Raw genomic sequence first — 25,014 nt, 5'->3', positions numbered from 1 at the left:
AGCAGGTCAGTTGCTCCAAGCTGGTACTCATTCTAACGTAAACCTTACGACATGAAAGCAGAAAACATCTTACAGACCATCGGGGATACCCCAACAGTGCGCATCAACAAAATTTACGGCCCCGATGCCCAAGTCTGGATGAAACTGGAGCGGGCAAACCCCGGCGGAAGCATCAAAGACCGGATTGCTTTGTCCATGATTGAAGACGCTGAGCAACGTGGTCTGTTGAAACCCCATAGTCATATCATTGAGCCCACCTCAGGCAATACCGGCGTGGGGCTGGCCATGGTAGCCGCCGTGAAAGGCTATGAATTAACCTTGGTGATGCCGGAGTCTATGTCCATTGAGCGCCGCCGCCTGATGGCCGCCTACGGAGCCCACCTGGAACTGACTCCGCGCGAGAAAGGCATGAAAGGCGCCATTGAGCGGGCCAACGAGCTGGCCTCCCAGAACGAGAACGCCTGGATTCCTATGCAGTTCGATAACGAAGCCAACACCCGCATCCACATAGAAACCACCGCCCAAGAGGTTCTGCGCGACTTCCCCGAAGGTTTTGATTACCTGATCACCGGGGTAGGAACCGGCGGCCACATCACCGGCGTAGGAAGAGTTCTGAAAGAGAAATTCCCTAACCTAAAGGTATTTGCCGTAGAACCCACCCTGTCTCCCGTGTTGAGCGGCGGTGCCCCTGGGCCGCACCCTATCCAAGGCGTTGGCGCCGGCTTCATCCCCAAGATCATGGACATGTCTGTGCTGGACGGGGTGATTCAGGTAGATCCCAAAGACGCTTTTGAGTATTCTCGCAGAGCCGCCAGAGAGGAAGGAATCTTTATTGGGGTTTCCTCCGGAGGTTCCCTGGCAGCCGTAGCTCAGAAGATTGCCGAGGTAGAGCCGGGTGCCCGTATTCTTACCTTCTGCTATGACACCGGCGAACGTTACCTATCAGTAGAAGGCCTGTTCGTTTAAGAACTGCTTGCCCCAAAAACAAAGCCGCCCCTGAAGATACAGGAGCGGCTTTGTTTTTGGGGTCTTTTGCTTAAACAAGCCCTAAATCAAAAAGAGGAAAAGGCTTTTTGAAAATCAAGCTTATTCTCTTCTCAAAGTTCTTAGTTGGGGTAGGGTGAAGCAAATAGGGTTCAGCTATCAGTCCCTATCTGAAGGTTACCCTTGGTTTGAGGAATTGCCAGAGGTTATATCTGATTTGGAGCCCGAAAAGCTACTGCCTAATCCCTTTACTGAGCTGGTTACTGTGTCAGTCAGTGAGCGTCTTCTGTCTTTGCCTAAGGCAGCAATTGCTATCCCGGCACCCGCTGCTCCTAAAAGAGAGTACAATACCTTTTTATTTTTTGTCAAGGATTTCACTCCGCTGAGTAATGACTTATCCTTTTTGACTTTGGTCTCTTTGTTTTTCTTGCTCTTGTTCTTTCCCATTGCTGTTGCTTTTAAAGATTAGTAGATCTAGGTGTCTCGGTAAATACTGGTATAAAATGTGGTTTACCTCTCAGTAAGAACCTACGCCTAACTTGCCTTTAAGTTCTTCCGGATGAAAAATTTATCCTGAAAGTTGGACTATAGGTGACCTCTTTCCTTCTATGGAAATAGACAAAAGAGGGGTAAGTTGTAGTCCTTAAGTAGCTTCTATGGCAATAGGTTTGTCAGGGTCCTTTTGTTTGGGCAGACGGTCCTTTTTAGGCTTCTTCGGTTTCTTTTCCTGAGCAGGGGTATGATGGGCCAAGTGTTTTACTGCGGCCGTAATGCCGTCAACCAGGTTTCCGGCCCGGTCTAGGCCCAAGGCCGATGCCAAAGCCACGCCCGCACCCACTGCTCCCAGCAGCGCCAGCACTACCCGGTTGTCTTTAATAAAGGGCTTTACGGCTTTGTAAAAGGTCTGGTGCTTCTTGCCTTTTTTCTTTTTCTTGGCCATGGTCTTTCGCTGAATAGAACCTGAGTGGTGAATTTTGGGGAGGGGGCGCTTGCTGTCCCTTTTCTGCCATTTTTTACGTATCCTCTGTTTCCGGGTTCTTTTGACGAAAACAGCGGTAAAAAGAACCATCCTTCAATCCCCTTTGCCGGCAGCATCAACCACACCTTATTTCCTTACCGTTGCTTTTTGAGTTCCTCCAGGGGGTAGAAGCTGTCGCGCCAATAGATGCCGCCCTGTCGGATGGTCTTAACGGCCGATGCGATCAAGATATAGACTATTACCGCGCCGGCAAACGGAATCATCAAGGCATGCCATCCTTTACCCTGAATTCCGCTTTTAGAGTGCATGAGAAGAAACTGGGAGACAAGCAGCGCCAAGGCCAACAACTGCTCCGTAGGTCCTGTTAGCAGGAGCAGGGGGAGAGGAAGCACAAAGACCAGAAGCGTAGCCACGGCCATGCCCACGGCCGTGGGGAGGTGGTAGTTTGTAACCGAAAACGTGTTTTTCATCAGGCCCCGCACAAACTCATGGAGGCTGGTATACCATTTCAGGGAGATTTCCTTTTCGCCGTACACTACGTCCTGCCGGAGTCCCGCTGCCTTTATTCGCTCACCCAGTTTCAGGTCATCATCTGGCCGAAGCGAGAAGGCCTGGTGGGTTCCGGCCTGTTCGTATGCGGTTCGGTTCACCAGGTTGAAAGCGCCAATGCCAATGGAAGCATTTGACTTGGGGTTGCGAACATCCCACGGCCTCTGCCGAAGTTCCAGCATGATGGCAAACGTGCTCATCACGCTTTTGAACAACCCTGACGGAGAGGTGATTTCGGGCATGGCCGTCAGGTGGTCTAAGCGATTGGCTTCTACGTACTGCATCGCTTTTTTCAAGGCTTGCCGGTTATACATCACATCGGCATCGGTGAACAGCATCCATTCTTCAGAAGTGGCCAGGTATCCTTGGTACAAGGCATAGTTTTTCCCCAGCCATCCTGGTGGCAACTCCTGCACCGTTACCACCGATATAGCCGGGTTCTCCCGCACCATTTTCTCCAGGATCTGCGGAGTACGGTCTGTAGACCGATCGTTGATGACCAGGATGCTGGCTTTGGGGTAATCAACCTGGCAGATGCTGGACAGCGCCTGCTCCAATTCCACCTCCTCATCTTTCACAGCCACTATAATGGCAATCGGTGGCAAAAGCAAACCAGAATTTGGTGAAATGTTTTTCAGGTACTTCACTCTACGGCCATAAATCAGTAAGTAAAAGCTGACAATAACCCACGCAAAAGTGATCAATACCGCGTAGCCAGTGAGTAACATAGCGCTGTTTTACCTCAAGTTGGTTTTACCTTTATTTACTTAGAATAAGTGGAAAACCCAATTTTTGTTTGATAACGCTTTGGTAAAAAAGGAAACCACCCCAGCAGTTGATAGTTGAATTTTGGGCAAAAAAAACGGCACTTACTGAGAAGTAAGTGCCGTTTTAACGAGTGGAGAATATCGGAGTCGAACCGATGACCTCTTGCATGCCATGCAAGCGCTCTAGCCAGCTGAGCTAATCCCCCGTTTTGATGCTACAAAAGTAATAGCCTTTCTGGTAACTACAAAATCTTTTTGCGGCTTTTCTGCTTCTTGCATCATTTCTCCTTTCTCCCAAAACAGATAGCCAAGGTGGTTTTCTGGGATAAGTAGTTGATTTAATTTGACTTCCTTGGAAAATAGGTAGATGATTTTCTTGTAAAAATTGTTTTCAGAAAAGAGGGCGAAAACCTGTTTTCGCCCTCTTTTCTGAAAAGTACCCTTAAAATGCTTACTGGAAAATGTAGCGTATTCCGGCTTGTCCCTGCCATCTGGAAGAGAAAGTGGTGGTCCAGACGGAGGTGGAAGGATTGGAGAACGTGAACAAAGGACGGTTGTTCTCGTCCCGCCGTTGGAAGCGGACTAGTTCCACTGCCGAGTTATTGACGGAGTAATTGCGGCCCCAATCGGCGTTGAACAGGTTGCCTATGTTGAAAACGTCAAAGGTGAGTTGTAGGGTGTGGTTTTTACCTCCGAAATTATGGAATATGTCCTGAGCCAATCGTAAGTCCACGCGATGGGTCCAGGGGGTGCGGGCTCCATGTCTTTCCGCGTATTGGCCCCGTCGGCTCTTCAGGTAATCGTCATTCTCAATGTAGGCATTCAGGTCGGTCCATTGTTGCGCCGCGGTGCGAGTGACCACGCCGCTAGAGGTAAGGTCAATCAGGCCGCTTTCCTCAAAGGTACGGGGCACATAGAGCAGGTCGTTTGCGTTGCTGCCGTCATTGTTCACATCGCCCGCATACAGGTACGTGAAGGGCAAACCCGATTGACCTTCGTAGAACAATGAAACCGATGTTGCGAAGTTGTTCAGCCACTTGATGGAGTATCCCCCTGAGGCAATCACGCGGTGACGGATGTCAAACCGGGAGAAAGAAAGCTCAGGGTCATTGGGGTTCCAGTACACCTGGTTGAACTGCCAGTTAGAGCGGGCCGTGCTGCTGGTGCCGCTGTTCACGTCCTCTGACCTTCCGTAGGTGTACGCCACCATGGTGTTGATGCCGTTGTTGAAGTTCTTCTGCAGCTGCCCGGTGATGGTATAGGTATAGCCCCGGTTGGTGTTATCCAGCAGAATCACGTTCGTGAACGCTGAGGAAACCCGGCCCGACGAATAGAGCGGCCGCTGGTCAGGTCCTGTCAGGTTACCGGTGGGGTCTAACAGGTTGATGTCTCGGTACACGATGTCGTTCATGGTTTTGGAATAGATCCCTTCCAACGTGGCGATGATGCCCAAGGGAAGTGTGAAGTCCACGGCCAGGTTCGTCCGGAAAGTCTGCGGAATTTTAAAGTCATCGGTGATCAGGTTGATCTCCGTGGAACTGCTGGCTGCTCCTAAGGTCCTGATCTGGTCTATGTTGGTGATGAATTGGTTTGGCGCGGTCTGGTTGCGCAGTTGCAGCGAGTTGAACGTGATTCCGTTGTTCACAAACTGATTGGAGAGCCACACAAACGGCACCCTGCCCGTGAAGATACCGGTACCGCCGCGCACCTGAATGGTTTTGTCGCCGCGCACATCCCAGTTGAAGCCAAGCCGGGGAGCCCAAAGTACCTGTCCGCTTGGAGTCACGTCAGTTCTCAGGTTAGTGTACGCCGGATAGTTCTCGAAAGCGGTTTCCACGCCCAGGTTACGGGCCGGTTCATCAGGGATGATGGGGACATCCACGCGCAGCCCCAACGTTACCCGCAAGTTAGGCAGCACATCCATTTCATCCTGGACATAGAATCCTAACTGCATGGCGTTGAACTCAGCGGCCGGGGTTGGATTGTTGGCGCTGGCCGAATAGGTCTGCTCAATCTGGAACGGCCGGCCGGCGTAAAAATCCTCGGCACTGTTAAACTGGTAATAGCCGTTGTAGTTGTTGATGAACAGGTTCCGGAAATCGAAGAACTCGTTGTGGGTACCCAGGGTGATGGTGTGGCGACCCCGGAAAATGGTCAGGTTGTCGGTGAACTCAAAGATGTCCTGGTCCAGCTCATTGAAAGCCGAACTGCGCTCAGTACCAGCCGTGATGGTATTGCTGCCGCTTCCGGCAAACCGAATGGTTACCTGCGGAAATAGACCGCCGGGCGTATCCCGTTCTTCCCTGATTCTGGAATAGCCCACAATCAGGCTGTTGGAGAGACTTTCAGAAAAACGGCTCCTAAGCTCGGCCACGGTGCTGTTGGTCTTACTGTTGAACCGGTAGGCATTCCCCCCGAAGCGGAACGTGGTGTTGGTACGGGTGATGTTTTCGTCAAAGGCATCCACGAAGTTATGGCGCAACGTCAATTGGTGCCGGTCGGTGATGTTCCAGTCCAGTCGGCCAAAAAGCTTGTTACTCTCGGTGAGGCGGTTGATAGGGCCCAGGGTGCCGGGATCATACCCATACCGGATGCGGAGCGTATCGGCGATTCTCCGCACATCCTCGGCGGGAACAATGTTGCCAGGATCTCCCAGGTTAAACAATAGGGGCTCGGTGCGGCGGGTAATCTCGCCGTTCAGAAAGAAGAACAACTTGTCCTTGAAAATCGGGCCACCCACCCTGAAACCAGTTTGGTAATCCTTAAACTCGGCGGTTTCCTGCTCCGTCACAGGGTCCTCGCCTACTGTTTTCTCGTTCCTCCCAAAGGCGTAGGCAGAGCCTTCCCAGTTGTTGGTGCCCGAGCGGGTTACGGCATTGATTCCGCCCCCGGTGAAGTTCCCGAATTTAACGTCATACGGGGCCAGCACCACCTGAATCTGGTCAATGGCATCCAGAGAAATAGGCTGCGTACCGGCCTGACCGCCCGGAGTACCCGTGCTACCAATCCCGAACACGTCATTGTTCACGGCTCCGTCAATGGTGATGTTGTTGTACCGGTTGTTGGCTCCACCCAAAGAGTTACCCGAAGCCTGTGGCGTAAGCCGGGTGAAGTCCTGTAACGAGCGGTTGAGGGTAGGGAGGCGTTCAATCTGCTCCCTCGATACGTTAGTGGCGGCTCCGGTGCGGTCTGCGTTGATCACCGCGCCCCGCTCAGAAACCACTTGCACCTCACTCAATCCTACGGCACTGGCGGCAAGGTTTATGTCTAACCGAAGAGTTTGCCCCAAGGACAGGAACACGTTTTCGCGGCGCTGGTCCTGGTAGCCAATGTAAGTGGCCGTAATGGTGTAAGGACCTCCCACGCGCATGTTCTGTAGGTTAAACCGGCCGTTTTCATTGGCGCTCGCGGCATATTGGGTATTAGAAGGCGTATGCACGGCCACAATAGTGGCCCCGGGCAACCCTACACCTCCGGCATCCGTGATCTCACCCGTCATGGAGGCTGTTGTAGCACCCTGACCCCAACTGAGAGAGGTAGAAAGACACAGAAGAAGGATGAGGAGTAGGAGAGTAGATAATTTTTTCATAGAAGGGGTTGTTTGGTCAATACTGCTGAGGAACTCAAAAGCGAAAAGGGGAGTAGCAGTTGAAAAGAGGTAGCTCTAGCGCTTAAGTCAGAAGTACTCCTCCGTCTGTAACCTGGGAGGCGACCAGCAAGGACTGCCGGATGGAGGTGCCGCTTATATAGAATATTTTAAATACTAACTGATAGATAATCATTGAGTTAGCTGGTTTCCTTTACGGCGGCAAACAAGACAGGTTGATATCTGCCTAAAACTTATTTCGGGTAGATGAACTCGGGATGGAAAGCGAACCGGGAACAGGTAATCTGTGCAGGCTATTAAAATTGAAATGCCTTCTTGTTTTAAGATCCCTTTCCAGAAAACGGGGCAAAAACTCAGCGAGCCAGGCAGGGTTCTGTCTGGCTCGCTGAGGCGGGGAAACGAAGATAAGGCCAAAGGGGTGCCGGACTTTGGTGCCCTGGCAGTGCACAGGAATAATCGAGTGTTAAGGCAACTTTCGGTTATTCTGTTTTAGAGGGGTTTTTAGAAAAACGGGCATAAAAAAAGGCGAACCATAGGTTCGCCTTTTTTTATAAGGTTAAGTTGATTGCTTATTGGAAGATGTAACGCAGACCAACTTGTCCTTGCCATCTTGATGAGAAGGTTTCGCCCCATACCTTTCCAGCAGGCTTGCTGAACGTGTAAGAAGCACCACTTCCATTACGGGTTGCAGAAACTAGTTCTACCGCGCTGTTAGTGATTGAATACTGACGTCCCCAATCATTGTTAACCAAGTTTCCAACGTTGAAAATATCAAAAGTAAGTTGCAGGGTATTGCTCTTGCCAGCAGCGTTGAAGTAGAGGTCTTGTGCAAGACGCAAATCTACTTGGTGTGTCCATGGCATACGGGCACCGTTACGCTCTGTGTATTGACCTCTACGTTTGCTAAGATAGGTATCTCCTTCAATGTAAGAGTTCAGATCATTCCACTGCTGCTCACTCATGTTAGGCATCTCACTTCTGTCTCTTGGTACATACATCAAGTCGTTACCATTTTGACCATCACCGTTCAAGTCATTTCTGTACAGGTAGGTGAAAGGTAATCCTGACTGACCTTCATAGAACAGGGAGATTGAAGTTCCGAAATGATCCAAGTATTTCACTGTATAACCACCGGTTGCAATAATGCGATGACGTACATCTGAGCGGGAGTAAGATAATTCTGGGTTATTAGGATCCCAAGCTATCTGGTTAAACTGCCAGTTTGATACTGCAGTGCTGCTAGAACCGCTGTTCAAGTCTTTAGACTTTCCGTAGGTGTAAGCAACCATAGTGTTCAAACCATTATCAAAGTTCTTCTGCAGTTGACCAGTTAAGCTATAAGAATATCCTTTGTTGGCATTGTCAAGCAGAATTACGTTTGTGAAAGCCGTGTTCAATTGTCTAACTGAAGGGTAAATTGGTCTTTTATCAGCTCCTTCTAAGTTGCCAGATGGGGCTACCAAGTTTATGTTCTTGTAAACAATATCATTCAGGGTCTTGGAGTAAATACCTTCAACGGTTGCAACTATACCAAAAGGAAGAGTGTAATCAGCTGCTAAGTTGGTACGGAAGGTTTGTGGGATTTTGAAATCTGAAGTCACAAGGTTGATTTCAGAGGCAGTGGAAGCACCAGCTACAGAGGCTTGGTTGTTAGGGTTTGGCTCGAATCTAGTTGGTCTAGATGAGTCAATGTTATTAAAGGTGATACCATTGTTGGTGAATTGGTTTGACAACCAAACAAATGGAACACGTCCTGTAAAGATACCAGTACCACCTCTTAATTGAAACGTTTTGTCACCAAATACATCCCAGTTGAAGCCTACTCTAGGAGCCCATAATAATTGGCCACTTGGGGTTTGATCTGTCCGTAAGTCACTGTATTGAGTGTTGGCAAAAGTAGTCTCCACCTTTTCGTTCCGAAGCGGGGTGTCTGGCATTACCGGAATGTCTAAACGAATACCAGCTGTCAATCTGAAGTTATCTGTGATAGAGAACTCATCTTGCGCATAGAAACCTAATTGCATTGCATCAAATTCTGCAGACGGTTGTGGGTTGTTAGTGTCTGCTGAGTAAGTGGCTTGCAATCTTGTTGGTAAGCCTTGGTCAAAAAAGCGTTTGAAGCTTGGGAATTGGTAATAACCCGCTGCGTTGTTGATGAACAGGTTACGGAAGTGGAAGAATTCATTGTGCGTACCTACCGTGAAGGTATGGCGACCACTAAATATAGTAAGGTTGTCAGTGAATTCAAAGATATCCTGATCCAGCTCATTGTAGATAGAACTTCTTTCTGTACCAGCATCTACTGTACCTGTACCGCCATTGCTATAGTTGATTCTTACCTGAGGGAAGAGTTGACCAAGTACATCACGGTTATCTCTAATTCTTGAATAACCAACAATTAAGCTGTTAGAAAGATTTTCTGAGAAACGGCTACGTAGCTCTGCAACAGTACTGTTGGTAACACTATTGAAAACGTAAGCATTATTGCCAAAACGGAAGGCAGAAAGACTACGGGTGATGTTATCATCAAAAGCGTCTACAAAGTTATGACGAAGCGTTAATTGATGACGGTCTGTTATATTCCAGTCTAAACGGGCAAATAACTTATTGCTTTCCGTTTTACGATCAATATTGCCAAAAGTACCTGCATTATAACCGTATTGGGTCTGAAGGAAGTTGTACATCTGTTGCACACTATCAGTTGGCACCCGAGATCCAGCAGTTCCTAAACCGTTGATCAATGGCTCGCTCCGACGTGTGATTTCACCATTCAAGAAGAAGAACAACTTGTCCTTGATAACCGGACCACCAATTCTGAAGCCAGTTTGATAATCCTTGAAGTCTGCTGTCTTGATTTCAGTGGTTGGGTCATTACCAACAGTGCTTTGGTTACGTCCAAAGCCATAGATAGAACCTTCAAGGTTGTTAGTACCAGAACGGGTAACAGCATTGATACCGCCACCGGTAAAGTTACCGAACTTCACATCATAAGGAGCAAGTACAATTTGGATCTGGTCAATAGCATCTAAGGAGATAGGTTGCGTACCAGCCTGTCCGCCTGGTGCACCATTAGAGGCTAAACCAAATACGTCATTGTTAACAGCACCATCAATGGTGATGTTGTTGTACCGGTTGTTAGCTCCGCCCAATGAAGTTCCTCCGCCAGAAGAAGAGGCTTGTGGGGTTAGTCTTGTGAAATCAGATAAGCCACGGTTTAGGGTAGGAAGATTTTGGATTTGCTCCCGTGAAACACTTGTTGAGGCACCCGTGCGGTCAGCATTGATCACTGCGCCACGGTCAGACACTACCTGTACTTCGCTAAGGCCAACGGCACTCTGAGACAAATTGAAATCTACTTTCAGGTTTTGACCAAGAGACAAGAACACGTTCTCTCTTTTTTGATCTTGGTACCCTACGTAGGTAGAGGTAAGGGTATAAGGACCACCAACCCGCATGTTTTGTAAGTTGTAGCGACCATTTGCGTCAGCACTGGCTGCATACTGGGTATTAGAAGGTGTGTGTACCGCCACAATGGTTGCACCGGCCAGGCCAGCTCCAGTTGCGTCAGTAATTACACCGTTCATTGAGGCAGTGGTTGCGCCCTGGCCCCAACTAAGGTGCATAGGCAAACACATCACCACGATGAGCATCAATCGGGTAATCAGGTTTTTCATAAAGGGTTTTTTTTGTGCAAAAATAGAATTGGTAAAAAGAAAAGTAGGTGAGACTACTGTTAAGTTAACATTAAGAATGTCAACAGAATTTAGAAGGGAAGAAAATGCAAAATTCCTATGGGAGGAAAACATTTTATTGGCGGTCAGTGAATTGACGGCGCAAAGATAGAGACTTAATTCTTTTGTTTTGCAACCAGATTCAAACTTAGCTGCAAGAAAATAATATAGTTAGCCCCTTTGAGTTAAGGGTTTTCTAACGGTTTTTAGAAGTTGTTAATTAGCAATTATTCTATTCGTTCCTTCTTTGAGGGTTTAGTAAAAATACGTAGTTCTTCTAGCGATTTTCCTAAAGAGCCGCTTTCCGAAAAAAAGAATAATTTAACCTAAGGATAACTTTAGATGGCCGGCCGAACGGCTTTTACAAAGATTTTATGATAGTAAGGAGAATAGAGGTTGTCTTCTTTTACCCCCAAAGAGGTGGAGGCGTGGATAAACCAGACTTCACCCTGGTTCTTCACCTCGGTGACCATGCCTACGTGCGTAATGTTGTACTCGCTTTTAGAGGAGCTGAAGAAAACCAGGTCACCTGCCTGTAACTCCTGGGTAGAGATAGGCGGACCAAACAGACTTTGCTCTGAGGAGGTACGTGGGAGCATGACATCAATGGCCTGGAAAGAGGTGCACAGCAGGCCTGAGCAGTCCATGCCAATGCGGGAGGTGCCGCCCAGTTGGTAAGGGGTACCGGTGTAGGAACGGGCGGTGGAGATCACGGTCTCAATGTCGCGGCGGAATGCTCTGTTTCCTGAGCCGGAGATATGAATGGAACGCGGCGATTTGTTGCCTCTGCTGGAGATCCGGATTTCTTTGAGGGGTTTGCCAGAGGAGCCGGAGCGGCGGCGCTCCATGCGTTCCCGCTTTTTCAGTTCCGCAATCTCGCGGGCAGAGCGGTATTTCTCGTTGGGTTTACTGAAGGTAGAATGCGTTGACTTTCCGCAGGAGCCTAGGAAAATGGCCAGACTTAAAAGGAAAAGGGAAGATGTTGTCTTTACGTTTTTTAAAGCTGTCTTGTGTCTGCGCATCTCAATATCATTCAAAGTTAAAGCATTCCACTTTCTAAAATAAGTTTCGGCCTAACCCTTCGTTCCAACCTACTCTTTTAAGAAGTACTCAAAAGACACCTTACTTCCTGAATACCCCTACTGGTAACGGTTGCAATGATAGGACAGTATCCAAAAAATTGCAACCCAAAAATGCATGTAAGCTATGCCTTTGAGCCTCAAGTGCTTCTATTCGCTTTTTCGGAGTAAAAATTTTTTTTAATGAAGTAAAGCGCAGCTGGAGCTTTTAAGCCGATTTCAAAAGAAGGGCCCAGAAACGCCTACAGCTTGCCTTGCAGAAACTCCACGGCTCTCCGCTCTGAGTAATAAAGGCCTTTCCGGAAATCCTCGGTGAAACCCACGTGTCCGCCGTCTTTGGGCATCTCCAGGTAGAAGTTTGGGTTCTGCTGGGCCTGTTCCACGGGAAAACACTCCTTGGAGAGAAAGGGATCGTTAAGGGCGTTCACCAGCAACGTAGGCACTTTGATACGATGAAGATGAGCTACCGAACTGCATCGCTCGTAGTAGTCGGCGGCGTTTTCAAAGCCGTGGAGAGGTGCGGTGTAGCGGTCATCGAACTGCTCAAAGGTGGTGATCTTCTCGTAGTCGGTGAGGTCCAGGTCAAAACGTTGGGCTTTTTCTTTCAGCTTCTCGTGCAACGACCGCAAAAAACGCCGCATGTAAATACGGTTAGCGGGCTTGGCCAACTGCACGCAGGCGCTTTTCATGTGGCAGGGCACTGAGAACACCGCTGCCCGGGCAACCTGCGCCGGCACTTTTTCTACCCATTGCGCCAGGTAATTGAGGGTCAGGTTGCCGCCCATGCTGAAACCCACCAGGTAAAGGGTTTTATAGCCCATTTTCAAGGCGTGGCGCACCACCAAATCCAAATCTTCCACGGCGCCCATGTGGTAAGACCGCAATAGGTGGTTGGGCTCGCCGCTGCAGCTCCTGAAGTTCCAGGCAAGGGCGTCCCAGCCAGCTAGGTTCATGGCCCGCACCATCCCCTTCATGTACGGCCGGTTGGTATCACCTTCCAGCCCATGCGACAACACCACCAAGGTATCAGACCCGGTTTTAGACCAGTCAAGGTCCAGAAAGTCCTGGTCTGGGGTCACAATCCTTTCCCGCGAATACGTGACCGGCGGCAGTTTACGCAGGGTGCTGGGCAGAATGGTCTGTAGATGCCCGTTGAAAAGGTAGCGAGGTCGTTTATGGAAGCGGGAGGAAAGAAGCGGCATAAGGTTCAGCCCCAGCAAAATACGTGGCCGAGGTCTGCAAAATTACGGCAATTAAAGAGGGGTCGCAAACGTACAATTTGAAAAATAGACAAGAATTATAACCCTAAATTGTAATTTACTTATTCATCGGTTTTTTCTGCATGTTCACCGTGAACAAAGAGGAGTAGGGCTAAAAGGTACTGATAGGCGAAAATAAGCCTCTATTTTTGTATTGTTATTATCTCGTTTACCCCATTCACCCCCAAACTGTATACCAAGATGCAGCTGACCAACTTAATCGAAAATATAACTCCTCAAAGTCCACTTCTGGATGAGCAAGCCCAGGGATATATCACGCCGGATCAAATGATCCAACTTGCCAGTGCCAAGCTGGAGTTCTTGAAAGCCCTTTACCGGCAGCAGTTGGGATTTGATTTGGTGTTGGAAAAGGTCTCCCTCGCCTAAAACCCCTCTACCTGTTTTCTCCTTTATCTGCTTCGTTTAGCACGAATCGATACAGAAAAACAAGGCATTCCCGGGTCTTCCGTCTGCTGCAAAGCCTTAAAAGTACATCTGGCTCTTCGGGCCTGAAAAACCATGTTTAGAGCCTGTTTTCAGAAAAGAGGCCTAAAAGCAAACCCTGGCTTACCAGAATACCGGTCAGAGCCTCTTCGCTTGCCCCGGCCTTAATCCTCTGAGCCTTTGTTTTTCTTCTTTTTCTGCTGATGCTTCACCACCTTGGCATCTACGTAGAAGACAATCTCCTCGGCAATGTTGGTGGTATGGTCCCCAATCCGTTCCAGTTTCCGGATAATCCCCGACACTTTCAGGCTTTGGAAAATATTGTCTGGATGGGTCTGGAAGTACCGCATCAGGACCTTGTCTGTTTTCCCGTGGATCTTGTTCAGGAGTTTGTCCTGCTTGATCACTTGGCGGGCCAGCTCGGTGTTTTCCTCCAGAAAAGCGATCCGCACGTTTTTGAGCATGGTTTCCGACGCTTCGAACATTTCCAGGAACCGGCTATCGGCCAATAAAGTAGGTTCAATGGGCGGGTTCGCTTCTTTGAGCATATGGGCGATGCTCTCGGCATAGTCGCCTATGCGCTCCAAGTTGGAATTGATCTTGAGAATGGCCAGCACCCAACGCAGATCCACAGCCACCGGGTTAAACAGCGCGAAGATGTTCTCGCACATGCGGTCTATCTTGATGTCATAGGCGTTCACTTTTTTTCCGCTCTTGATCACCTTTTTGGCCAAATCCGGATTGGAGGTAAGCAGCGCCTCCCGTCCAGCCGTCAACTGGAAGTCCACCAAATCCCACATCTCCTCTACTTTGGTTTTGATCCGGAGAAGTTCTTTGTCTAATTGATTCATAGGTATAACCTGGTTCTGCTAAAGGAAGATACTTGAAAAGAAGGTTTTCCCCGATGCGCATCGGGTGGGTGCTTTAAGGCCCTTTTGCCTAAAATACCCCTGAAACGTACTCGGGTTTTAATTCTTCCCCATCACCCAAAACGGCCCGTGATATAGTTCTGCGTGCGCTGGTCTTTGGGGTTGGTGAACAGGGTTTTGGTCTTTGCGTACTCCACCAACTCGCCCAGGTAGAAGAACGCCGTGTAATCGCTTACCCTACCGGCCTGCTGCATGTTGTGCGTCACAATCACGATGGTGTAGTTCTCCTTGAGCTGATGGATGAGTTCCTCGGTCTTAGCGGTAGACAGCGGGTCCAATGCCGAAGTAGGTTCGTCCATCAACACCACCGATGGTTCAATGGCCAGCGCCCGGGCAATACAAAGGCGCTGCTGCTGGCCACCGGAAAGCTCAAAAGCGCTTTTCTTGAGCTTGTCCTTCACCTCTTCCCAGAGGTTAGCCTGCTTGAGAGAACGTTCCACACGCTCCTCAATGAACTGCTTGTCTTTGGTGCCGTTCACCCGCAACCCATAGGCTACGTTCTCAAAGATGGACTTAGGGAAGGGATTCGGTTTCTGGAACACCATGCCCACATGCTTGCGCAGATCATCTACCTGGATGTTGGTTTTGTAAATGTCTACCCCGTCAATGAGGATGTCGCCCTCAATCTTCACGCCGTCAATGAGGTCGTTCATGCGGTTGAAGCAGCGCAGGTACGTAGACTTGCCGCAGCCCGAGGGGCCAATGAAAGCCGTTACCTGGTTCTTTTTCATGGCCATGGTAATTCCTTTGAGCGCATGAAAATCGCCGTAATAAAGGTGAACGTCTTTGGTTTCTACACTATTCATATCAAACTATAGGAGGCAGCGGGAAAGAAATAAGCCACTGGCTTTAAGGCTGTTTTCTGGAATTTACGCTAAAAACGGAATCAATTCATTTTTACTTTTTTGCCGAAGTATCGGCGCAGCCAGTTGGCCAATAGGTTCGCCAGCAGCACAATCATGATCAGCACGAAAGCCGTGCCGTAGGCCATGGCGCGCGAGGCCTCAATGTTGGTGCCGCTGGTGGAGATTACGTACAAATGGTACGGCAACGCCATAACCTGGTCAAAAATGCTGTTGGGCAACTTGGGCAGGAAATACGCCGCAACCGTGAACAAAATGGGAGCCGTTTCGCCAGACACCCTTCCGATGGAAAGGATCAAGCCGGTGATGATGTTGGGGAACGCCATGGGCAACACCACCCGGCTGGTGGTCTGCCATTTGGTGGCCCCCAGCGCCAGCGACCCGATCCGGAACGAATCATCAATGGCTTTCAGGGCTTCTTCGGTGGTTCTGATGACCACGGGCAAGGCCAGCAGCCCCAGCGTAAGCGAACCCGCCAGGATAGAGTCCCCAAACCCGAACTGGTTCACGAACAAGGTCATCCCAAACAACCCGAACACAATAGACGGAACCCCGGCCAGGTTATTCGTCATAAGTTTGATGAACCGCTTAAACCAGCTGTCTTTGGCGTACTCGTTGATGTAAATACCCGATAAGATACCAATGGGAAACGCAAACAACATGCTGCCTACCACCAAACAGAGCGTACCCACAATGGCCGGCAGAATCCCGCCCTCGGTCATGCCTGCCCGGGGCATTTCGGTAAGGAACTCCCAACTGATCACGGAAATGCCCTGGATGAGGATAAAGCCCAGAATCACAATCAGTATGGCGACTACCGAGAAACTGAGCAGCCGGAAAACGGAGAAGGCAATGCTTTGGGTAAGCTTCTTGCTTTTATGCGAAGATGAGGTAGTTCCGAAAGCCATGATTATCTGTTCTCTTTTCGTTTAGCCGATACAAAATCCACGGTCAGGTTAATGGCCAGCGTCATCAGGAACAGGATACAGCCCAACGCGAAGAGTGCCTGATAGTGGATGCCTCCTTGCGGAGCCTCGCCCAACTCAGCGGCAATGGTGGCCGGAATGGTGCGTACCGGTTCCAGAAACGTATGAGGAATCACCGAGGCGTTACCCGTCACCATCAGCACGGCCATGGTCTCGCCAATGGCGCGACCCATTCCTAAGATAGCCGCCGTAGAAATTCCCGACATGGAGTACGGAATGATGACTTTGTAAATGGTTTGCCATTTGTTCGCGCCCAAAGCAAGGCTAGCTTCTTTCATGGCCCGCGGCGTGGTGCGCATGGCATCCTCAGACACCGAGATAATGGTAGGAAGCGCCATAATGCCCAGGATGATGCTACCAGCCAAGGCTGTTTCCCCTACCGGCAATCCAAAAACATCCTGAATCAAAGGCACAATCACCACCAACCCGAAGAACCCATAAACTACCGACGGAATACCCGCGAGCAATTCTATCACCGGTTTTAGAATGTTTCGGATTTTAGGGTTGGCGATCTCGGCCAGGTAAATGGCAGTTGCCAAACCCAAGGGAAGGGCAATCAGAATGGCGCCCAAGCTAACCCAAAGTGTGCCCAGGATAAGTGACAGAACGCCCATCTGCACTGCCGGTTGAATGGTAGGGTACCACTCGCGGCCGCCCAGGAAACTTCCTAGCGAGATTTTGGCCAATTCTATCCGTTTTCCCTTAAAATCAGGAGCCAGGTATTCTTCCGGAAAAAAGGCTAGGATATTGGGGTCTTTGATCACCAGTTCATTAATGCGCTGGGGCAGGTATTCAAAGTTGGCCCCAATCTGCTCCTCGGTATAATAGTCGGTGATGTCGTCTACCTCAAAAAGCTTGATGGGCGCATTTGTTCCCCCCACCTTTTTCCAGTTGGTGATCTTCTGGTCAAAGATATCCTTCACTTCGGCCGCGGAAAGCTCTTTGACCGGGTTATTGGGGTGCACGGAAATCACGGACCCTTCCGCTACCGGAGTCTGGCTGAAAATACCCAGGCCTTCTTTGAAGAGAAAGAAAACTATCAGCAGTACGGTAATGCTGGTCACCGTACCGCTGATCAGAATCAATCCTTCAATGACACGTTCACCCAGGTTGTGGAAGTACCGTTTCAAGGTCGTGTAACTAAGCAGTGAAAATTATTTGCTCAACGGAATGTAGCCAATCTCCTGGACCATTTGCTGGCCTTCGGCGGATAGCACGTAGTCCACGAAGGGTTTTACCTTAGCTTCTGAGGTGGCGTCATAGAAGAAGTAAAGCGGACGGGAGATAGGGTAGCTCTTGTTTTTGGCCGTTTCCATGCTTGGGGCCACAAAGGTCTTGCCTTGGTCATACGACACACCCAGGGATTTTACTTCCTTGGTTTCATACGCCAACCCAATGTACCCAATGGCGCCGGTAGTCTGGCTCACGGATTGCACGATGGAACCAGTGGCGGGCATCATGAGGATTCCGTTGGCATAGTTCTTTTTGTCCAGCACGTGCTCTTTGAAGAACTCATAGGTTCCGGAGCTAGTCTCGCGGGAATAGGCCACAATTTTCTCATCGGCGCCGCCCACTTCTTTCCAGTTGGTGATTTTGCCGGTGAAGATGCTTTCCAGTTGCTCGCGGGTGAGTTGGTTTACCTTGTTGCTGGGGTGCACAATTACCGAAAGCGCGTCATAAGCAATCAGGGCTTCTTTCACGTCTTTCTTAGCGCCTTTCAGTTTCAGTTTCTCCTCAGTTTTCAGTCCGCGGGAAGCCATCGCGATGTCAGTGGTGCCTTCTTGCATGGCAGACAGACCTACGCCGGTTCCGCCGCCCACTACGGTGATGGAAGCACCCGCGTTTTTACCCATGAATTTCTCTGCTTCCTGCTGGGCCAACGGAAGAACCGTGTCACTTCCTTTGATGGTGATGGAAGTAGCGCTTGAAGTAGATTTATCTGCTTCTACATTCTCTGTTTTGGCATCGCCGCCTTTTCCGCAGGCACCCAACAGTAGGGTAGCTACCAATAAGCCGCTTACCTGGGTTTTGATGGATCTCATGGTGTTGGTTTTCATGTTTTTACGTCGTTTTCGCCAAAAGGCATTAAAAGTTGAGTTGTGCCTGTACCCGTAAGAGTTGCCCGTGCTGGCGGTTGTTCAGGTTTTTGCCGTCTTTGGTGGTGCGGTCGGTGATGGTATATTGGGTGGCCAGTTCAAAGTTGGGAACCGGCTGCCATTCCACCCCGATCTCAGTCTCATAGACCTTGCTGAAGCGGGCGTCTGTTTCAGCTTTCTTGCCGCCTTCGTAGAACTGGGCTTTCACAAACGGGATGAAGTTCTGCTCTCCTAAGGTAAAGGCATACATGGCCTGGGCGTACCCCCCCTGCAAAGACTTGGTCTGGATGCTGTAGGTAGCGGGATCAAACTCTGGGCCCTTGCCCACGTTGTACTCCGCCTGGAACCCGAAGGGCTGCGGATAAACCACCACACTGGCGGCTACGCGGTGATCAGAGAAGTCTCCGCCTTTCACTTCGGCGCTGCTCAACTGATCAGAAGTAACGGTATACAGACCAGTGTAAGCCTGAAGGCCGGGTTCTATAATCTGGCCGTTCTTGAAGGCAAACGGGTAAGAAACCCGGGCTACCACGTGCTGGTTGTTGTTGGCTTCTGCCCGGTTGGCGGTTTGGCCGTTGTACACGCCCAAACCGAATACGCCGTAATCACCGGAGCCTTTGAGGCGGCTGTTGGCCAGTTCACTGAATCTTTTCCGGATGTGCTCCGGTGCCCAGTAGAACATCACACCCAAATCACGCTCATTGGGCAAGGCACTGTTCAAGGCATCGTTCCGGTCCAGGGTGAGGCGGTTCTGGCTGGACTGCATGTTCTCGAAACCGTACGGGATTTTGCTTTGGCCAATTCTAATGCGGTATTCCTTCTTTTTGTCCAGTGAAACGTCTGCGTAGGCGTCACGAAGTTGGGCGAAATGAATGGTTGAGCTTCCGCTAGGCGTAGAGGCCAGGTCTGGCTGAATGTAGATGTACACGCGCTCGTGCACGTTTCCGCTGAACACCAGTCGGGCTCGTCTGATCAGGAATCCACCTTTGTCGCCTACAGATTTATCATAATCGGTCCGGAGGGTTGGGCTGGTTTCCAGCAGGCGGTTATACCGAACCTGTACGTAGCCCCGCAGCGATATCTTGTCATACCAGTGCGATTTGGGAGCTTCGGTTTTTTTAGGTTGCGCAATCACTGAATCCTGAGCAGAGGTGACCGTTACCTGCGCCTGTGCCATAGAAGCAGAGAAAATAAAAGCAGCAATTGCGCTTATCTTTTTGAAATAAGCCCTTGTTACTTTTTTGTTTATGGGTGAGAACATAAGCAAAAAGTGAAATAGATAAAGTTCTTCTTGTGAAAACAGGCACTTTTCCTGGATTTAGTCAGAAAACAGGAGTAGCGTGAGGATATCAGGTGGTCATGGCGGTCAAGCGGTGGTTTCCTTCTGTCCCCAAAAAAGGCAAAGCGTCTAAGCGTAAGTCTGGCAGCCGAACGCATTTGCCTTTTCCTGCTGCAAAAGTAGAGCGGGGGTATTGCCTGAATATTAATGCTATGTTATCTAATTGTTAAGAAGGGCTCTTCTTAAGATTTTCTATAAGCATGGAATCGCCGGCATTTTCCGGTAAACCTTTTTTCAGAGAGTCTCTTTCATCAGCCTTTTCAGAAATCCCTTTTCGCCGGAAACCTTAAGCTTAAACAGATTATTTGTAGGAATGCTTTAGGGGTGTTTTCAGGAAAACAGCTTCAAAATAAGTGCAAGGAAGCCAGGCAGATAAAAATATCCGGAAGAGAAGAGAAAGCGTAAAATAAATTTTGAGGGGTGAAATAATTAAGCCTATATTTAATGATATTTTTTAAAGGTAAAATAATACGTTAACCAATTGCTGCTATGGGGAGAACCATCTTGTTAATAGAGCCTTACGTGACCATCTGGGTGAATACGGAGACAGATATCCTTCACGTAGATTGGTGGGGAGATATCACCAAACAAAACGTCATGGATGGCTGCCAACATCTGCTGAGCATGCTCAAGCAGGAGAAATGCAACATGATCCTGAACAGTAACGCCAATGTTACCTCCCATTGGAAGGCAACGGCCATCTGGGCCGCCACCGTGGGTTTTCTGGAGTTAGATAAAACCACCTGCGCGTACTTTGCCTGGGTGAAGCCCCCTAAAAGCAACTTATCCCCTGACTACGTGCACCGGCTAGATGTAGAGAATGTGAAAGTTGGCATTTTCGAAAGCCAGTTGGCCGCCGAAAGGTGGTTGCTCTCTGCCCAATCCAAAACCGTGCACGCCAAAGAAACCGTAGAAGCCGCCTAAACAAACCGGAGGCATTTTAGAGGCGTTTTCTTAGAAATCGCCTAAAAGCTGCGTCCGGGCTCAAGAGAAATCCCCAATAAGTGTATATTTGGTCTTCATAGAAGTTATATAAAATATCTTATATCCGGAAAGGCTTCCTATGCCCCTGGAAAAGAGAAGTGGGGATAACCGTCCATCAGGTTTGTTCGGGTTCCGGTATTTTTAAGATAGATAGAAACGCGTGACCAATACGACGATACCTGTAGGTCCGGCCGAGGGAAGTGAGATCAAGTGGGAGAAACTGGCGCAGATCTCCCTGGACATGATCTGCACCCTGAACGCTGACGGGGTTTACACCTATGTCAGTGAAGCCAGCGCCGACATGCTGGGGTATGAGAGCAAAGAACTGATAGGGCGTCATTTCACCGAAGTGCTGCACCCCGAGGACTTGGACCGAACCCACCGCGCCATTCAGGTGGCCTCCAGCGGATTAAAAGAAGGGAATTTTGAGAACCAGCTTCTCCATAAGAACGGCAAAACGGTTCCTATTCTATGGTCAGCGGCCTGGTCTGAGGAAGAGGGCCTGCTGTACTGCGTAGCCCGTGATATCACCGAACTACAGGTAGGCCGGCGCCGGGTAGAAGAAAGTGAGCAAAGGTACAAAGCCCTTTTTCAGAACAACCCAGATGTGGTGTTCCTGGAAAACCACGAAGGAATGGTAACGGAGGTGAACGACAGCTTTTGCCAGCTTTGGGGACTTACCAGCGAAGAAGCCCTCTCCCGAAGCGGCTCTTCCTTTATGCCACCCGACCTTGTTTCTATCGCAGAGGCTGCCTTGCGAGACGTTTTACAGGGCCACACCGTCAGAAGAACGGTTGAACTGTGCATTCAGAACCAAAGAAGGGTTTTTGACACCATCAAGTACCCGGTGTATGTGAACGGAGAGGTGATTGGGGCGCAGACCATCTGCAAGGACATCACGGAAACGGTACTGGCCCACGAAACCATTCAGAGGCAAGCCCAGAAACTCAATGCTATCCTGGAAAGCATCACCGATGCCTTTATGACGATTAGCAGAGACTGGACCATCACGTACTTGAACAAAGAGGCCCAGCGCCTGCTTCCCTTTTCCGGAAATCAGGACTTGGGGGTGAATATTTGGGATCTTTTCCCCGAAGAGGTAGGTGGGGACTCTTACATCCACTACCATCGGGCGTTTGAGACCGGCAAGACGGTCACGTTTACCACCTATCTAAAAGGCCACGGGAAATGGTTTCAGGTAAAAGCCTATCCTTCGGAGGAGGGTCTCTCCATCTATTTTGACGATGTCACCGACAAGGTACAGGCGCAACAGGAGTTGGAGAAGCTGTCACTGGTAGCCAGCAAGTCAAACAATGGGGTACTCATTATTGACAGAAACGGAATCATTGAGTGGGTGAACGAGGGGTTCACGCGGCTGCACGGCTACCACCTGGAAGAGGCCATCGGGAAAAGGCCCTCAGAGTTGCTGCACCACCCAAAGGCAGACCAATCTATCTATAAGCCTATTGAAGAAAAACTCCACAAGGGAGAATCCCTGTCATTTGAAGTGTTGAACCGCAAAAAAGACGGGGAGGGCTTATGGGTCAGTGTAGAGATAAGCCCGGTTTTCGACGGGAATAATGCATTAGCCCGTTTCGTGGTGGTACAGACCGACATCTCCGCCCTGAAGAACTCTGAACTGGAGTTAGCCCAACTAGCCAACGACCTCTACAAGCAAAAGAGCGATCTGCAGCAATTCTCCTATATCATCTCCCACAACCTGCGCGGACCCGTAGCCAACGCCCTGGGTCTGGTAGACTTGCTCCTGGACATGCAGAACCACTCCGAAATGTTCCAGAAATCCATCCAGTTCCTGCGGCAAAGCATTTTGAAATTAGATGCCGTCCTGAAAGACGTGAATACCATTCTGGGCATCCGGGACAGCAAAGGCAACCTTGAGTTGGAGCAGGTGAACGTTCCGGATGTCATTGACCAAGCACTTTCTTCTTTCAAAGAACCACTTGCCCATTCCGGCGCAACCGTAGCGGTTGATTTAAACGAAGATTTATCTGTTAAAGCCAATAAGGCGTACCTGTACAGTATTTTCTACAACCTGCTTTCCAATTCCCTTAAGTATCGGTCAGACGAACGGAAACTCGAGATCAAAATCAAGTGCCTGGAATACTCCGAAAACGGTGTGACCCTTTCCTTCACTGACAACGGGTTAGGTTTTGACTTGGGGAAAGCGAAAGAAAATGTCTTCAAACTTTACAAGCGTTTCCACACTAAACAGGAGGGGAGAGGCATGGGGCTTTTCCTGATCAAGAGTCACTTAGATGCTATGGGCGGGCACGTAGAAGTAAACAGCCGGGTAGGAGAAGGTACCAGCTTTTTGCTCTATCTGCCTCACTAAGAAAGTTTTTAGAGAAGTAAAGCCTTTGTTTTGCTGTTGCTGTTTTGAGGCACTTTTCCTCAAAACAAACCTTAAACGAGGATGTACTCCGCGCCGAGTTGAAAGCGTTTTTAGGTAAAATAGGCGTGTTTATGCCGCAGCAACCTGTTGGGGTTTTAATCAGATATGTGCTAACCCCTTGAATAGGTAAATTCTACTTCTGAGCGAGGGACGAATTTCGCACGATCAATTGAGTGGGCAGAACTACTTCCTCTTGGTCACTTTCCTCTCGCCCTCCTTCCAGTTTCTTTAAGATAATCTCAATCAGCTTCTTTGACATTTCCTCCACGGGTTGTGCAATGGCGGTAATGGTGGGTTGATAGAGTTTAAAGAAATCCAGGTCATCGAAGGCAATGACGCCTATATCAGAAGGTATCTTCAGGTTGAGTGTGTTCAAGGCCTCGATACCTCGGGTGGCTAAGTAGTTCGTTGAAAACAAAACGGCGTCTACTTCTTTGTGCTTCTTCAGAAACGTAGCGATGCTGGTTACGTGCTGGGCATAGGAGTCGGTGTAGTTTACTTTCAGCACATAGGGTTTCAGGTCTTGTTCCTTAATGCCTTTTTTATATCCCTCCAGCCGGTCTTTCATTTGGGTCTGGCGAGAATCCAGGGTAATAAAGGCAATCTTCTGGCGCCCCTGTTCCACTAGATGGTGGATGGCCTTGTACGTAGCATCGGAATTATCAATCATCACAAAGTTTGTAGGAAGGTCAGGGATGAGTCGGTCAAAGAGCACTACGGGCAATTTGTCTTCCAGCAAAGATTGGATGTCTTCCTTGATGCCTTCGGGCGGAGAAATGATATACCCGTCAATGTTCCTTTCCCGGAACATCTTGATCAGTTCACGGGTTTTCTCCGGCTTGTTTTCGGTGCTGCAGTAGATGATTTTATATCCCTGCTCAAAGGCGTTTTCTTCAATATGGCGGGCAATGGAGGAGAAGAATTCGTTGGAGATATTCTCCACCATCAGGCAGATAATCTTAGATTTTCCGGTTCTTAGGCTTCTAGCAATCTGGTTGGGTTTGTAGTCTAACTCCTCCACCAGTTTCAGGACCCGTTCAGTTACCTGTTCGCTGATGCGTTTTTCCTTTGCTTTCCCATTGAGGATAAAAGAAACCGTGGTAATAGAAATATTGAGCTGTTGCGCGATGTCTCTAATGGAGAGCCTTTTTTTCATTCTTTAGGTTATTGGAACGACACCTTTTTATAGACTTAAGCCTTCATTCAGAAAGGGACAAACAAGGTAAGGGTACCGTTACGATTGTCAATCAGGCAAGGCGCTTTGGGCCGTTTAAAGGAGAGATGCCTAAATCAATCTAAAGCTAACATTAAATATGTTAAACTGTTTTAGCAGTGTGAAAATATGTAAAGCCAAGGTAGGGAGACGAAAGATCGGGTTGGTTGGGAAGTCAAAGAGTTGCTGGGATTCCAAAAGGAAGGAAGAGATCACCACCGTTTTGAAGCCATTTTTGAAAAATGAGCTTTATTCCATTGCTTGATTTACAAGTTCATCGAAGTTTATTCTCTGCATGTGGTTTATACGCCTTTATGCAATCTTCCTTCTAAAATGCAGTTTAAAGCTCTTTTAAGGGTTTTCAACCCCATCTTCTAGGGGTGAACTCTTCATTTATGGGCCAGAATTGCAAAATAATTTCCTTGGAGGTTCTTGTTTTTAAAAAATAATGTTTGTTCTTTTATCATATCGTTAACAAAGGGGAAGTAAAAGGGTTTGTAATTGCCATTATTTCCAACTTTCTTAATAGATGTAATTTTAGTATCAGTTTACAAGATTTAGTACCAGTTAAGGAGAAGACTTAACTCTTTGAAGGTTCTTTCTGGTGTCTAAAGAAGCGTAGGATTAATAGTGGGCGGCTTTGTTGATAAATCCTGTGCGCTACCATATTCCTTACTCGCTACTGAATCAAAGTAGTGATCCTTTATAAAATTAGTACAGATTCCAGCTTCTAGTTTCCGCCCTGAAAACAGGGTGTTTTTAATAAAGTATTGCTAAAACGTTTTAGTAAGC

The 25,014-nt window shown here is 48.8% G+C and carries 18 protein-coding genes and 1 tRNA gene; 4 read left to right on the top strand and 15 right to left on the bottom strand.

What is annotated here, in order from left to right; translation table 11 throughout:
• Nucleotides 1–51: 51 nt before the first annotated feature.
• The gene (cysK, locus tag EFB08_RS02730; protein ID WP_123125357.1) at nt 52–966 is read left to right on the top strand and encodes a cysteine synthase A; all 915 of its coding nucleotides are present in this window, start codon (nt 52–54) and stop codon (nt 964–966) included.
• A 195-nt stretch (nt 967–1,161) separates the two neighbouring features.
• Here the strand turns inward: cysK and EFB08_RS23310 are convergent, their stop codons facing one another.
• From EFB08_RS23310 to EFB08_RS02685, 8 genes are all read right to left on the bottom strand, one after another.
• Nucleotides 1,162–1,431 carry a hypothetical protein gene (locus EFB08_RS23310; protein WP_125077632.1) on the bottom strand — a complete coding sequence of 90 codons (270 nt, stop codon included), beginning with the start codon at nt 1,429–1,431 and terminating at the stop codon, nt 1,162–1,164.
• A 196-nt stretch (nt 1,432–1,627) separates the two neighbouring features.
• Nucleotides 1,628–1,924: a hypothetical protein gene (locus EFB08_RS02720; protein WP_125077631.1), complete on the bottom strand. Its 297-nt coding sequence runs from the start codon at nt 1,922–1,924 to the stop codon at nt 1,628–1,630.
• A 173-nt stretch (nt 1,925–2,097) separates the two neighbouring features.
• Entirely contained in the window at nt 2,098–3,240 is a 1,143-nt protein-coding gene (locus EFB08_RS02715; RefSeq protein ID WP_123125354.1) for a glycosyltransferase, read from the bottom strand.
• A 171-nt stretch (nt 3,241–3,411) separates the two neighbouring features.
• A tRNA-Ala gene (locus tag EFB08_RS02710) sits at nt 3,412–3,485 on the bottom strand.
• Nucleotides 3,486–3,730: 245 nt separating this feature from the next.
• On the bottom strand, nt 3,731–6,868 hold the full coding sequence (locus tag EFB08_RS02705) for a TonB-dependent receptor (RefSeq protein ID WP_123125353.1): 3,138 nt from the start codon (nt 6,866–6,868) through the stop codon (nt 3,731–3,733).
• 587 nt (nt 6,869–7,455) lie between these two features.
• Entirely contained in the window at nt 7,456–10,692 is a 3,237-nt protein-coding gene (locus EFB08_RS02695) for a TonB-dependent receptor (RefSeq protein ID WP_227006184.1), read from the bottom strand.
• A 263-nt stretch (nt 10,693–10,955) separates the two neighbouring features.
• Entirely contained in the window at nt 10,956–11,639 is a 684-nt protein-coding gene (locus EFB08_RS02690) for a C40 family peptidase (protein ID WP_123125620.1), read from the bottom strand.
• Nucleotides 11,640–11,938: 299 nt separating this feature from the next.
• The gene (locus tag EFB08_RS02685; protein ID WP_123125619.1) at nt 11,939–12,898 is read right to left on the bottom strand and encodes a YheT family hydrolase; all 960 of its coding nucleotides are present in this window, start codon (nt 12,896–12,898) and stop codon (nt 11,939–11,941) included.
• A gap of 258 nt (nt 12,899–13,156) precedes the next feature.
• Here EFB08_RS02685 and EFB08_RS02680 point away from each other — a divergent pair, with 258 nt between their 5' ends.
• Complete coding sequence (locus EFB08_RS02680; protein ID WP_123125350.1) at nt 13,157–13,342, top strand: hypothetical protein; 186 nt, start codon at nt 13,157–13,159, stop codon at nt 13,340–13,342.
• A 221-nt stretch (nt 13,343–13,563) separates the two neighbouring features.
• Here the strand turns inward: EFB08_RS02680 and phoU are convergent, their stop codons facing one another.
• The 6 genes from phoU to EFB08_RS02650 form a co-directional block, all read right to left on the bottom strand.
• On the bottom strand, nt 13,564–14,250 hold the full coding sequence (gene phoU, locus EFB08_RS02675) for a phosphate signaling complex protein PhoU (RefSeq protein WP_123125349.1): 687 nt from the start codon (nt 14,248–14,250) through the stop codon (nt 13,564–13,566).
• A gap of 131 nt (nt 14,251–14,381) precedes the next feature.
• Entirely contained in the window at nt 14,382–15,134 is a 753-nt protein-coding gene (gene pstB / locus EFB08_RS02670) for a phosphate ABC transporter ATP-binding protein PstB (RefSeq protein WP_123125348.1), read from the bottom strand.
• An 80-nt stretch (nt 15,135–15,214) separates the two neighbouring features.
• Nucleotides 15,215–16,099, bottom strand: a complete 885-nt coding sequence (pstA, locus tag EFB08_RS02665) for a phosphate ABC transporter permease PstA (protein ID WP_123125347.1) — start codon at nt 16,097–16,099, stop codon at nt 15,215–15,217.
• Nucleotides 16,100–16,101: 2 nt separating this feature from the next.
• Nucleotides 16,102–17,307 carry a phosphate ABC transporter permease subunit PstC gene (pstC, locus tag EFB08_RS02660; RefSeq protein WP_123125346.1) on the bottom strand — a complete coding sequence of 402 codons (1,206 nt, stop codon included), beginning with the start codon at nt 17,305–17,307 and terminating at the stop codon, nt 16,102–16,104.
• Nucleotides 17,308–17,331: 24 nt separating this feature from the next.
• Entirely contained in the window at nt 17,332–18,234 is a 903-nt protein-coding gene (locus EFB08_RS02655; RefSeq protein WP_227006183.1) for a phosphate ABC transporter substrate-binding protein, read from the bottom strand.
• Nucleotides 18,235–18,262: 28 nt separating this feature from the next.
• Nucleotides 18,263–19,450: a porin gene (locus EFB08_RS02650; protein ID WP_227006182.1), complete on the bottom strand. Its 1,188-nt coding sequence runs from the start codon at nt 19,448–19,450 to the stop codon at nt 18,263–18,265.
• Nucleotides 19,451–20,101: 651 nt separating this feature from the next.
• On the opposite strand from EFB08_RS02650, the gene EFB08_RS02645 reads away from it, so the two are divergent.
• Both EFB08_RS02645 and EFB08_RS02640 read left to right on the top strand, forming a co-directional pair.
• Complete coding sequence (locus EFB08_RS02645) at nt 20,102–20,536, top strand: hypothetical protein (RefSeq protein WP_123125344.1); 435 nt, start codon at nt 20,102–20,104, stop codon at nt 20,534–20,536.
• A gap of 220 nt (nt 20,537–20,756) precedes the next feature.
• Nucleotides 20,757–22,949 carry a PAS domain-containing sensor histidine kinase gene (locus EFB08_RS02640; RefSeq protein WP_123125343.1) on the top strand — a complete coding sequence of 731 codons (2,193 nt, stop codon included), beginning with the start codon at nt 20,757–20,759 and terminating at the stop codon, nt 22,947–22,949.
• A gap of 193 nt (nt 22,950–23,142) precedes the next feature.
• On the opposite strand, the gene EFB08_RS02635 is transcribed toward EFB08_RS02640, so the two are convergent.
• Nucleotides 23,143–24,165, bottom strand: coding sequence for a LacI family DNA-binding transcriptional regulator (locus EFB08_RS02635; protein WP_123125342.1), 1,023 nt, complete (start codon nt 24,163–24,165; stop codon nt 23,143–23,145).
• Between the last annotated feature and the right edge of the window lie 849 nt (nt 24,166–25,014).

Origin of the sequence: Rufibacter latericius (assembly GCF_003721515.1) — a bacterium.
GTDB lineage: Bacteria > Bacteroidota > Bacteroidia > Cytophagales > Hymenobacteraceae > Nibribacter > Nibribacter latericius.
The sequence above is the reverse complement of the archived record's forward strand: the minus strand, read 5'-3'. Positions and strand labels throughout refer to the sequence as shown.